General features: G+C 38.8%; 10 protein-coding genes. 8 read left to right on the top strand and 2 right to left on the bottom strand.

Annotated features, from left to right (window positions below; all coding sequences use genetic code 11):
- Positions 1–2: 2 nt before the first annotated feature.
- The 4 genes from F580_RS0118990 to F580_RS0118975 all read left to right on the top strand — a co-directional run bounded on the left by F580_RS0118990 (position 3) and on the right by F580_RS0118975 (position 5,603).
- Complete coding sequence (locus tag F580_RS0118990; RefSeq protein ID WP_019029335.1) at positions 3–782, top strand: SapC family protein; 780 nt, start codon at positions 3–5, stop codon at positions 780–782.
- 167 nt (positions 783–949) lie between these two features.
- On the top strand, positions 950–3,160 hold the full coding sequence (locus F580_RS0118985; RefSeq protein ID WP_019029334.1) for a coiled-coil domain-containing protein: 2,211 nt from the start codon (positions 950–952) through the stop codon (positions 3,158–3,160).
- 143 nt (positions 3,161–3,303) lie between these two features.
- On the top strand, positions 3,304–3,939 hold the full coding sequence (locus F580_RS0118980) for a YjaG family protein (RefSeq protein ID WP_019029333.1): 636 nt from the start codon (positions 3,304–3,306) through the stop codon (positions 3,937–3,939).
- 83 nt (positions 3,940–4,022) lie between these two features.
- Positions 4,023–5,603 (top strand): serine hydrolase, encoded by a 1,581-nt coding sequence (locus F580_RS0118975; protein WP_019029332.1) that lies wholly within the window; start codon positions 4,023–4,025, stop codon positions 5,601–5,603.
- Between the two features lie 88 nt (positions 5,604–5,691).
- Here the strand turns inward: F580_RS0118975 and F580_RS0118970 are convergent, their stop codons facing one another.
- Together F580_RS0118970 and rsmD are read right to left on the bottom strand one after the other, a co-directional pair.
- Complete coding sequence (locus tag F580_RS0118970; RefSeq protein ID WP_019029331.1) at positions 5,692–6,255, bottom strand: methylated-DNA--[protein]-cysteine S-methyltransferase; 564 nt, start codon at positions 6,253–6,255, stop codon at positions 5,692–5,694.
- A gap of 32 nt (positions 6,256–6,287) precedes the next feature.
- The gene (rsmD, locus tag F580_RS0118965; RefSeq protein ID WP_019029330.1) at positions 6,288–6,926 is read right to left on the bottom strand and encodes a 16S rRNA (guanine(966)-N(2))-methyltransferase RsmD; all 639 of its coding nucleotides are present in this window, start codon (positions 6,924–6,926) and stop codon (positions 6,288–6,290) included.
- A 156-nt stretch (positions 6,927–7,082) separates the two neighbouring features.
- On the opposite strand from rsmD, the gene ftsY reads away from it, so the two are divergent.
- The 4 genes from ftsY to rpoH all read left to right on the top strand — a co-directional run bounded on the left by ftsY (position 7,083) and on the right by rpoH (position 11,450).
- On the top strand, positions 7,083–8,591 hold the full coding sequence (gene ftsY / locus F580_RS0118960) for a signal recognition particle-docking protein FtsY (RefSeq protein ID WP_019029329.1): 1,509 nt from the start codon (positions 7,083–7,085) through the stop codon (positions 8,589–8,591).
- A 67-nt stretch (positions 8,592–8,658) separates the two neighbouring features.
- The gene (ftsE, locus tag F580_RS0118955) at positions 8,659–9,357 is read left to right on the top strand and encodes a cell division ATP-binding protein FtsE (protein ID WP_019029328.1); all 699 of its coding nucleotides are present in this window, start codon (positions 8,659–8,661) and stop codon (positions 9,355–9,357) included.
- A complete protein-coding gene (gene ftsX, locus F580_RS0118950) occupies positions 9,350–10,324 on the top strand; it encodes a permease-like cell division protein FtsX (protein ID WP_019029327.1) in 975 nt (324 codons plus the stop codon). The genes ftsE and ftsX overlap by 8 nt, the downstream gene beginning before the upstream one ends.
- Before the next feature lie 268 nt (positions 10,325–10,592).
- Positions 10,593–11,450 (top strand): RNA polymerase sigma factor RpoH, encoded by an 858-nt coding sequence (rpoH, locus tag F580_RS0118945; protein WP_019029326.1) that lies wholly within the window; start codon positions 10,593–10,595, stop codon positions 11,448–11,450.
- The last annotated feature ends 509 nt before the right edge of the window (positions 11,451–11,959 follow it).

Below are 11,959 nucleotides of genomic sequence, written 5' to 3'. Positions count from 1 at the left end.
TCATGGCGAACTTTGTAGCAGTTAAATCCGATAAACACCAAAATCTTAAAGTTTCACAAAAACGTAATTTAGCCCATGTTGCTAACCAACATATTATCACTGTCACAGCATCTGAATACGCCCAAGCATCAGCAAGCTTTCCCATTGTATTGGTAAAAAATCCTGATTCACCACGTTTCCGCAGTGTTGCTATGTTAGGTCTGGAGTCAGGAGAAAATGTATATTATCAAGATGACAAATGGTCTGCTTTATCTGTACCGCAAAGCATTGGTATGGCACCGTTTTCTTTAGGTTTAGATCCAGATAAAGAAAATACATTAACGGTTTGTATTGACGTAGATAGTGAATTTGTAGGTGAAGACAAAGACCTGGCATTATTTGAAGCGGAGGGTAAAGAATCTGAATTATTAACTAACGTGCAAAACTCTCTGGGTCGTTTATACGAAAATGAAAAAATGACAGAGAACTTCATTAAAGAATTAGAAGAAAATGATTTACTACAAGAGCTAGAATTAAAAATTGATTTAAGCACAGGTGAGAAGAAAAAACTTACCGGACTTTTCACTATCAATGAAGATAAAGTAAAATCGTTAGCTGAAGATAAAGTTTTAGATTTCCATAAACGCGGCTTATTTGTCCCTATTTATGCAATGTTAGGCTCATTATCGCAAATTAACCGTTTAGTACAACTGCGCAATCAAAATAACGAAGTACAAGTAACCGGCATTAAAGTTGAACCATTAGCCAAGCAAGAAGCACAAGCTGAGACTACTGAGAGCTAAAAAATCTTTTTGATTTTATAGTCAACAAATATTAAAAAAGAGGCTTCGGCCTCTTTTTTTTGTCTTGGTGTATACGATTTTGTTAAAAAAAGTAACTTTTCATATTCCTGTACTGGTATACCTGTGGTAATTTACAGGTAGTAGCGATTTATAATAATGAGAAGAATATGGTCGATAAGAGTAAACTTTCTAAGGACGTTGAAGAGAAAATACAAAGCTTAGCAAGTGATGTTTACATTCAAGTAGAAGATACGTTAACGAATTTGATAACTGCTGTTGTTAAAGAGCAAGCGAACCATAATACTGATCAAAAAAATAAAAATGCCTCGGTAAAGGAGCAAGCGCTAGCGCATGAAGTATCTCAACTTAAACATGCACTAGCTGACAAGCAAACGGATATTGATGTTAATAAACAACATTTCCAAGTAGAGCTTACTCAAAATACCATTAATTATACCGAAACTATTGAAAGCCTCGAGCAACAAGTTGCTAACTTAAAGCAGCAGAAAACATTACAGTATGATGAAAAGCAGAGTGGTCATTATAAATTAGAAGAAAAATTGTTAACAATAGAACAGAAGCTTAATGATAGAAGCCAAGAAGTTGATGGCTTAAATGGCCGTATCATGGTGCTAACAGAACAAGAGCTTAGTTTAATGGGGCAATTGAACCAATCCAAAGAGCAAGCTGAGTTAGCTTCACTACAGCATGCCAATGCACTGAAGCAAGCTAAAAAAGAACTGGCAGCTTCTGCACTACGACAAAGTGATGCGTTTGCTGAAAAGTTTCAACATGCTAATAATACAGCAAGTCACGCTCAAGCTGAGGCCCTTAAGGGCAGTGATAAAGTTTCACAAGACTTACAGACAATCATAGTGCAGCTAACCGAGCAGATTAATCAAGAGCAAGACAGTAACGCTGAATTACAGCAGCAGCTAAGTGGCTCACAAAAACAAATAGATACCGAGCAGAATAAAAATGCACAGGCTGAGAAGATTAGTCAAGAGCATCAAGCACAAATAGCTAGGTTGAATGAGCAAGGAGAGCAACAAAGCCAAGAGTATCAGGCACAGATTGTGAAGTTAGCTGAGCAAACCGAGAAAACAATACAAGAACATGAAACGCAAATCGCTAAGTTGAATGAACATGCAGTACAACAAAGCCAAGAGCATCAAGCAAAAATAGCTAGGTCGAATGAGCAAGGAGAGCAACAAAGCCAAGAGTATCAGGCACAGATTGTGAAGTTAGCTGAACAAACCGAGAAAACAATACAAGAACATGAAACGAAAATCGCTAAGTTGAATGAACATGCAGCACAACAAAGCCAAGAGCATCAAGCAAATATTATTGAACTAAATGAGCAAGCCGAACAGAAAATACAAGAACAGCAAAAGCAAGCCGCTAAGTTAGCTGAGCAGACAGAACAGAGAAATAAAGAGCAAATAACTAAGTTGCATGAACAAGCAGCACAACAAAGCCAAGAGCATCAAGCGCATATTACTCAATTAGATGAGCAAGCTGAACAGAAAGTTCAAGAACAGCAAAAGCAAGCTACTAAGTTAGCTGAGCAAGCAGAACAACAAAATAAAGATAAAATTACTAGTTTGAACGAACAAGCAGCCAAAAAGAATCAGGAATATCATGAGGGAATTGCTAAATCAGCAGAGCACGAAGCACAAACAAATCAAGAGCACCTAGCGCATATTACCCAATTAGATGAGCAAGTAGAGCAAGAAAATCAAGAGCATCAAACGCAAATTTCTCAGTTAGCTGAGCAATCAGCGCAAAAACATCAAGAGGAAATAGCGAAGTTAGTGGCGCAAGTAGCAGAACAAAGCCAAGAACATCAACAACAAATTACTCAATTAAACGAGCAAGCCAAACAACAAGCCCAAGAGCACTTAGGGCAAATGGCTAAAATAGATGAACTGGCAATTAGTGAAAAGCAGCATCAACTTGATGAAATTCAAACAATCAACAGTGCGGCTGAACAGGTAAAACAATTACAAGTAATAGCGCAAGAAAAAATTATTGAATTAGGTAGGGAAAATGAGCAACTTAGTAAGCAAATAACAACAGAGAAACAGGATATAAAGCTATATCAGCAAGAAGTTTCGGTGCTAAATGAGCAAGTTAAAACAGCTCAAGATGGCCAAGAAAACATCTTACTTCGCTTTAATAATAATCGTGATAAACAAGAAAAAGACAATGATAAAGTTAGAGAAACCATTAAGTTTTTACGTGATGAGAATCATCAGTTAATCACTGATAATAGTGCACAGAATGATAAGTTTAATGAAGAAATGAATGATCTAGAGCATAAGTTAACAGAATACCGGTTAAAGTTTGCATATGCACAAAAACAATTAACCAGCTGATTTTTTTGAGTATTATCGCTAAAGGCTTAGCGGTAATACGCCTTAGTGGATACAATTTAGTGCTTGATAGCGCCAAGCTTATTCGCATTTTGAATAAGCTTGGGTATAATCCAGTGAATTATCGCAACTGAGTCTATACCTAAGTGGCTATTCATCTTCCTTTTGCCAAGTTAAGTCATTGGCAACAAATTACTTTTTCTGCAGCGCTACTTGAGCGTATGTTACCCAATTATCAAATGTTTAGTGAAGCCGAAGGTTTTGGTGATGCTAAAATTCTTCGTAACCAACTCGATATCATTTGGCAATGGCTGGCTAATCGCAATACGGTAAAAATCAATGTTGACGCACAACTACTCAAATTAGAGCCTGAAACGCCAGATCCAGAAGCGTTTGACTCTTTTGGGGTTTTTCCTGCACTTGATGCGTGTATGGCATTAACGGCTTTATGGCAATTAATGCAAAGTAAACCACAGAAAAAAAATAAAATCACCGATGCAGATCTAGACGATATTAGATGTATTAGCCGACTTTCTCATAATACCGTCAGTTATTATGTTGAATTATTGTTACTTGATGAAGTCGATGATAATGGCGATGAAGAGTTTGTTATTACCACGGAACAAATGGATGAACATCCATTAGTTCAGTGGGAAAAAGATACGCAAAATGAACTGTTCGATTATTTAAAGTTTGCGGCTGAAGATAAACGTAGCTGCCAACTTGCCAAGAACATGAGCTTATCTGAAGGCTTATCTAGCTTAGGTATAGAGATCGCTTAATTACTACTCGTTGAGGTAAGAGGGGCTAAAGTAAGTTTAAACTAGCTCAAATGAAAGTAATCACCTTAAATCAGGAAACTAAAATGAAGTTATTCAGTTGTACCGTATTTTTAATTACCTTGCTCTTGTCATTCGTAACGCCGACGCAGGCAAGTAGCATTGCTGATAAGAATACTAATATTGAGCTAGCCATTGCCCAAGCCATGAGTACTTTTCAAGTGCCGGGTGTCGCGGTCGCTATTGTGAAAGATAACAAGGTGGTAATGAGTAAAGGCTTCGGGGTTATTGAGCACGGAAAATCTGCGAAAGTGACGGCGGATACTTTATTTGGCATAGCTTCTAATACCAAAGCCATGACCGTTGCGCTATTAGCGAATTTGGTGGATGAAGGAAAGTTAACTTGGCAAACCAAAGTAACTGACATTATTCCCGAATTTCAGATGCCAGATGCCTACGTTACTCGTGAATTCACTATCATTGATTTATTAGCACACAACTCAGGTTTAGGCTTGGGTGCAGGTGACTTAATGATTTGGCCGCACACCACTTTAACTAATGATGATGTTATTAAAGGTATTAAACATCTACCTGTTGTCTCTAGTTTTCGCAGTGAATTTGCTTATGACAATTTGCTATATATTGTCGCTGGAGAAGTGATCGCTCGTGTTACGGGGCAATCTTGGAATGACGTTGTTCAACAGCGTATTTTTACTGCTTTGGGCATGAAAAATACCCGTGCTGCTTTTTCAAAGATTGAAACGCAGAACAAAAATGTTGCCAGAGCGCATGTGCCTCTTAATGGTGAACTAAATGTTGTTGGCGGTAATTTCATAGAGAGATTTGGCGCGGCGGCCTCTGTAGCTTCAAGTGTTAATGATATGAGCTTTTGGCTATTGGCGCAGCTTAATCAAGGCACCTACGGAAATATCCTTGATGACAATGCACCGCGGTTATTTTCAGCTAAGCAAAGTCGTGCCATGTGGCAGCCGCGTACTTTATTGTCTGTTTCTGATAAAGCCACTCGGCAAGATAAAACCCACTTTTCAGCTTATGGCTTAGGTTGGTTCATGAAAGATTACCATGGCGTAAAATTAATTCATCACAGTGGTGGTATTTTAGGTATGGTTTCTAAAGTGGTGTTAGTACCGGAAGAAGATCTGGCGATGGTGATTTTAACTAATCAGCAATCTGGTTATGCTTTTAATGCTATCTACTTACAAATATTAAATGAATACCTTGAGTTACCTGAAAAAAATTGGATCGATTTTTATCATAAAAAACAGCAAAAAAGTAAAGCCAAAGAACAAAATCGCTTAGCTAAAATGGCTGATTCCGTGCATAAAAACGCAGCACATTCGTTAACATTACGTGATTATGCCAATACTTATGTTGATAATTGGTATGGTGAAATAAATATTAGCTTTAAAAATAATAAGCTGCATATGCAATTTAGTAATACCGCGGCATTAGCAGGCACACTTGAGCACTACCAGCATAATACTTTTATTGTTCGCTGGCATGATAGAACCTTGGAAGCTGACGCCTTTGTTAATTTTAATTTGAATGAAGAGGGTAGCATCAACTACGCTACTATGAAGGCGGTATCGAAAGCCACGGACTTTAGCTTCGATTTTCAAGATTTAAAGTTAGTGCCGAAAAAATAAAGAGTAAATCTTTCCATAAAAAAGGAGTACTAAAAGGTACTCCTTTTTTGCTATTACTATTGAGTTCACTTAAAGCAATTACTTATTGTTAACGCAGGAATTCTGTTTTTGCTTGTCGCTTATCAATAACATCATTGATATTCAACTTTGCATCATCATCGGATACTTTAACGTTGACCCCCTCATGTTTTAACAACCATAATTTTCTTGCTACCCCACCGGCATAACCTGTTAGCGAGCCATTACTACCAATAACACGATGACAAGGCACAATAAGGGTAATAGGGTTTCTACCGTTTGCACCACCCACCGCTTGGGAGGCTTTTGGCTTATTAAGTGCCTTGGCGATGTCGCCGTATGATTGAACGGTCCCAAAAGGAATTTTTGCTAAACAGTCCCAAACGGATTGTTGAAATGGTGTACCTTGTGGATCTAGTGGTACGGTAAACTCCTGACGTGTGCCGTTAAAGTATTCAGTTAATTGCCGTTTGCAAAGGTCGGTAATTTCGTTAGTTTTACTCGCAGACTTTTCAATACCCGTTCGTTTATCACCGCCGGCTTTATCACCACAAAAGATGGCTTGGCAGATACCTAGCTCGGTGGCCATAAATTCAAATAAACCTAAGGGTGTATCAAGATAATCAATAAACATATCTACGTTCTCCAGTGCCAAAGGGAATATGCTTAGGCGTTATATTGGTATAGTTGATAGATAACCTGACCCGCAGTTTTCTCTTTCAGTAATTGCCAGTTCGCCGGTATCTCTTGGGTACTTTCTGCTTCCATCTCTACATAAATGAGTGCTTGCTCAGCTAAGCTATGGTTATTTAATAACTGAGCCGTTTTTTCAACTAATTGCTGCCGAAAAGGAGGATCTAGAAAGACTAAATCATAAGGCTTTTGCCTACTTGTGGTTTGCTCAGCATTAAGAAATGTTTCTTTAATAAAAGCAAGCACATCGCGGTTAACAACCGTAAGGTTATCCGCTTCGAGTAATTGCTTATTCGCCAATAGTTGCTTTGCTGCTGCTCTATTTAATTCTACTAAAGTGACTTGCTCTGCACCGCGAGATAAAGCCTCAAAACCTAAACCACCAGAGCCAGCAAAGCAATCTAGGCAATTGGCTTGAGCAATATAAGGCATGAGCCAGTTAAAAACGGTCTCTTTAACTCTATCCGTTGTTGGTCTTAGCCCCTCGGCCATTAATACCGGTAATCTTCTGCCTTTATACTTACCGGAAATTATACGGATTTTACCCGCAGATTTACCTTGACCGTAACCAGAGGGTGTTTTTTTATTTTGATGTTTCTTTGCTTGCTTCATATCACTGACAATTTTGCTATTAAGTGCTAATATAGCGCCAATTTTATCCTTGTTTGGTCGTTATACCAAGTAGATTTATTAATCGAATGAGTATTATCCCAAACAAATTCATATTGAAATATATTTAGGTAGCTAAAAGTGTCGAAGAAAAAAGGTATGTTGTCTTGGTTAGGCTTTGGTAAGAAAAAAGAGCAAGTAAGTACTGAAGACAGTAATAATGAAGTTCAATCCAGCGTTGCACAAGAGCAAGCACTTGTCGCTGATCCTGTTGAGCAGCTTGAGCAATCAAAAGCTGCACCACTTATCGAGCAGGAAAACGCGGATATAAGCGAGTCAACAGCTGAACTGGCTGATGAATCACTAACCGTAAAGACAGCAGTAGCAGCCTCTGCAACCGTTGTTGATGATACGCCTGTGGTCGATAAAAGTGTCGAAAATACAGAGACGGTAGCGCCTGAAGTTACTGAAGTTGTTATTGATGAGGTAATCGCTGAAGTAGAGGTTGCACAAGCTACACCCGTGATGGAATCTCAAACGACAAGTGAAGTTGCTCGTACCGTGCAGCCCGAAGCCAAATTATTGGCTGAAATGGAAGCAGTTGAGCAAATTTCTGAACCTGTAGCTGAGCTAGAGCCAGTTGCTGAAGTAGAGCCCGAAGAAGTCGAGAGTTCAACGGCGCTTGAATCAAAAGTCGAACAGCTAGCTGAAGTTAAAGCTGAGCTAAACCCCGAAGTTAAAGCTGAACAAAAGCTGGGTTTCTTTGCCCGTTTAAAACAGGGCTTAAGTAAAACCCGACAAAATTTAGGGGGCGGCTTAGTTGATTTATTTCGCGGTAAGCAAATAGATGACGATTTGTTTGAAGAGCTAGAAACCCATTTACTACTGGCAGATGTTGGTGTTGAAACCACCATGAAACTTATCGACTCATTAACACAAAGTGCTAATCGTAAACAGTTAAAAGACGCCTCTGCTTTGTATGATTTATTGAAAATTGAGTTAAAGAAAATAATTGAAAATGTCAGCCAACCACTTGTTATCCCTGAGAGTGATGGTCCATTTGTCATGCTGATGGTTGGCGTAAATGGTGTCGGTAAAACCACCACTATTGGTAAGTTAGCTAAGCAATTTCAGGCACAGGGTAAATCAGTAATGCTAGCAGCGGGTGATACTTTTAGAGCTGCAGCCGTTGAGCAATTACAAGTTTGGGGTGAGCGCAACAATATTCCTGTTATTGCTCAGCATACGGGTGCCGATAGTGCTTCAGTGATCTTTGATGCCATTAGTGCCGCCAAAGCGCGTAAGGTCGATGTCATTATTGCTGATACAGCAGGGCGTTTACAAAATAAAGCTCACTTGATGGAAGAGTTGAAAAAAATCGTGCGAGTGATGAAAAAATTAGATGTTAATGCTCCTCACGAAGTGATGTTAACCCTTGATGCCGGCACGGGGCAAAATGCGCTAAGTCAAACCAAGTTGTTTAATGAAGCTGTTGGGTTAACTGGTCTAACGATAACTAAACTAGACGGCACTGCTAAAGGTGGTGTTATTTTCGCTGTGGCAGATAAGCATAGTATACCCATTAGATATTTAGGTGTAGGAGAAGGAATAGATGACTTAAGACCCTTTAATGCAGATGACTTTATCGATGCTATTTTCAGTAAATAAATTGTAAAAAAACCGGGCAACTGTGCTAAGTTAGCCTGCTAACAACAGCAAAAATATTAAAAATAATATGATTGATTTCAATAAGGTAAATAAAACCTACCCAGGCGGCTTCCTCGCATTAAAACAAGTTAGTTTTAGTCTAGCAAGTGGTGAAATGGCGTTTTTAACTGGCCATTCAGGTGCAGGAAAGAGTACCTTGTTGAAACTGATTTCCTTAATGGAAAAGCCGAGCTCAGGCAGTATTCAAATAAATAATACCGAGTTAGCTGATATACAGTACAAGCAAGTACCCTACGTACGTAGGGGCATAGGCATGATTTTCCAAAGCCATAATTTACTCAAAGATAGAACTGTTTTTGATAATGTCGCCTTACCGCTAATTATCGAAGGTGTTAGTCATAAAGAAATCAAAAAACGTGTTGCCACGGCCTTAGATAAAGTGCATTTGAGTGCGAAGTTAAAGTGCTATCCGCATATGCTTTCAGGTGGTGAACAACAACGTGTCGGTATTGCCAGGGCTATTGTAAACAAACCTCCTATTCTTTTAGCTGATGAGCCTACCGGTAATTTAGATCCCAAGTTATCCCTAGATATTATGAGTTTATTTGAAGAGTTCAATGCCGCCGGTGTTACCGTACTTATTGCGACTCACGACCTGGGATTAATCGCGCGGATGAAATATCGCACCCTAACCCTTAAAGAGGGCACCATGATTAATGATGGCATTGTTGATGGCTTGCAAGCGCAGCGGGCTCCTGATGAGTAATATTCATAGCAGTGGCTTACAAAAACGTGCCAGCATGTTGACGCGTATTTTAACTTTACCCATTCGACATGTTCAGCAAGCTGTAGGTAGCTTAGGTAGCCTATGGCGTACGCCTTTTACCACAGTGATGACTATTTTTGTTTTAGGTATTAGTTTGGCATTGCCAGCTACCCTACATCTTTTTGTTAAAAATGCTGAGCAAGTGAGTGAGCAATGGGACAGTGCTTCGCAAATCACCCTGTTTTTAAAGCTATCAACCAGTGAAAAGAGTGCACAAAACCTAATCAAACGTATTAGCCTATATAATGAGGTTGCTGAAGTGCGTTATATTTCAGCAAAACAAGCATTAAAAGAATTTAAAATTTTATCTGGTTTTGGTCAGTCACTTGAGTATTTAGATAAAAACCCGCTACCAGCGACAATACTGGTAACGCCCACTCAAAGGGCGAGTCAGGCACAAGCCGCGAATGCCTTATTAGCGAAGTTGAATAAAGAAAGAGAAGTTGAACAAGGCAAGCTAGATTTAGAGTGGCTAAACCGTTTAGAGGCCATGGCACGTTTAATTGAAGATATCGTGCTAGGTGTAGCGCTATTATTGTGTTTATCTGTGGTGCTGATTGTCGGTAACACTATTCGATTAGCTATCTTAAATGAAAAAGATGCTATAGCGATAATGAAGTTGGTCGGCGCTACCGATAGCTTTATTCAACGGCCATTTTTATATGCAGGTATTTGGTATGGAATCTTTGGCGGGATACTTTCATGTATTGCAGTAACGTTGCTTGCCTGGTATTTAGGTTACGCTATTAGTGATTTAAGCGAGCTCTACCAAAGTGATTTTCAATTACAGGGGCTCACGGGCAGTGAAGCATTAAAGCTGATTGCGTTTGCCATTGTACTTGCCTTAGTCGGTAGCTATATATCGGTAAGTCAGCATATAAAAGCAATTGAGCCTAATGCAGATTAACCGCTCGCTCCTTAGTTAAAGTTATCATCGCGAGAATACACCAAGGGTTAACGCATTGATTTAATAACATTGCTTACGCAACTTCTGCTTTGCTTAATTCTGAGAAAAATATCTACTTACAAATCCCAAGGCTTGAACCATCAATAAATTGAAATATAGCCTTGTGTTGCCCTATATATTAAGTTATGTTCATATCCCCGCTATCGCAAAGAGTGTCGAACTGTGTTATTATCGCGGGTGAATTAAAGAAGAGATTGGAGAGAGTTTTATGAGTCAAACAATGCAACTTACCTTACCCAAAAGTGGTAGTATCGAAGCATACATGCAATCAGCGTATAGCATTCCTATGCTTACCGCAGAGAAAGAGCATCACCTGGCGACTCGCCTCTATAACGAAAATGATTTATCAGCGGCGCAAGAGCTTATTATGTCGCATTTACGTTTTGTTATTCATGTAGCTAAAGGGTATTCAGGGTATGGTTTGCCTCACGCTGATTTAGTGCAAGAAGGCAATGTTGGCTTAATGAAAGCTGTTAAACGTTTTAATCCTGAAGTGGGTGTACGTTTGGTATCTTTTGCTGTGCATTGGATCAAAGCTGAAATTCATGAGTTTGTGCTTAAAAATTGGCGCATAGTTAAAGTGGCTACTACGAAAGCGCAACGTAAGTTATTTTTCAACCTTCGTAAAAATAAAAAACGTTTAGGTTGGTTCAGTACTGAAGAAGTCAAAACAGTAGCAGAAAGCCTTGGCGTAACCACTAAAGATGTGATGGAAATGGAATCTCGTATGAGTAGCCATGACCAAGCGTTTGAGTTATCAAAAGATGATGATGATAATATTGGTGCCGGTAGTTTTTCACCAGCACAATATCTTGAAGATAAACAATCAGACTTAGCGGTTGAGGTTGAAAATGACAATTGGGACAACCATGCCAATCAAAAATTATCGACAGCATTAGTCACTCTAGATGAACGTAGCCAAGATATTATCAAAACACGCTGGTTAACCGAAGATAAAACAACCTTGCAAGAACTAGCCAATAAATACCAGATATCAGCAGAACGCGTTAGACAATTAGAAAAAAACGCCTTATTCAAGCTGAAAAACACTATGGTATTTGACTAACACTAGTTAGCCAAATAGCTGATAAAAAAACCGACTTAATGTCGGTTTTTTTATGCCGATAATTATGCCGCTAAGTTTGCTTAACTGCGTTTAATCACACCGGTATTGACAAAAAACTCAGTCACTAAACGTTAACAGTAATTAATTGAATGAATGGTTAGTTAAAAAATAGCCTCTCAACGGTTAGTTATCTGTTATCAGTAACAAGTACTCAGATATCAGCTCAATGTCTTAGCCAAATAGCTAATCAATAAACCGACCTTAGGTCGGTTTTTTTATGCCGGTAATTGGGTAGAAATTTATGTCGCTAAGATTGCTTAACGTCGTGTAATCGCACAGTTACTTACAAAAAAATAAGCTGTTCAACGCTATTAGTTGCTTATCAATCTAGTTGTCGGCTAAAAAACACCCAGTCTATTTACAGTTTGACACACGAACCCACATTAAAGTCACTAAGTCGTATCAATCTTAACGAATCTACAACACTTGAAAACGAACTTCTTCAATTA

The sequence above is a fragment of the Colwellia piezophila ATCC BAA-637 genome (assembly GCF_000378625.1).
GTDB classification, from domain to species: Bacteria; Pseudomonadota; Gammaproteobacteria; order Enterobacterales; family Alteromonadaceae; genus Colwellia; species Colwellia piezophila.
The sequence above is the reverse complement of the archived record's forward strand: the minus strand, read 5'-3'. Positions and strand labels throughout refer to the sequence as shown.

Excerpts from the sequence above, each read along its gene's own strand:
- F580_RS0118975 (WP_019029332.1), top strand. The coding sequence starts at position 4,023 with ATGAAGTTATTCAGTTGTACCGTATTTTTAATTACCTTGCTCTTGTCA.
- ftsY (WP_019029329.1), top strand. The coding sequence starts at position 7,083 with ATGTTGTCTTGGTTAGGCTTTGGTAAGAAAAAAGAGCAAGTAAGTACT.
- F580_RS0118985 (WP_019029334.1), top strand. The coding sequence starts at position 950 with ATGGTCGATAAGAGTAAACTTTCTAAGGACGTTGAAGAGAAAATACAA.
- rsmD (WP_019029330.1), bottom strand. The coding sequence starts at position 6,926 with ATGAAGCAAGCAAAGAAACATCAAAATAAAAAAACACCCTCTGGTTAC.
- rpoH (WP_019029326.1), top strand. The coding sequence starts at position 10,593 with ATGAGTCAAACAATGCAACTTACCTTACCCAAAAGTGGTAGTATCGAA.
- ftsX (WP_019029327.1), top strand. The coding sequence starts at position 9,350 with ATGAGTAATATTCATAGCAGTGGCTTACAAAAACGTGCCAGCATGTTG.
- ftsE (WP_019029328.1), top strand. The coding sequence starts at position 8,659 with ATGATTGATTTCAATAAGGTAAATAAAACCTACCCAGGCGGCTTCCTC.
- F580_RS0118990 (WP_019029335.1), top strand. The coding sequence starts at position 3 with ATGGCGAACTTTGTAGCAGTTAAATCCGATAAACACCAAAATCTTAAA.
- F580_RS0118970 (WP_019029331.1), bottom strand. The coding sequence starts at position 6,255 with ATGTTTATTGATTATCTTGATACACCCTTAGGTTTATTTGAATTTATG.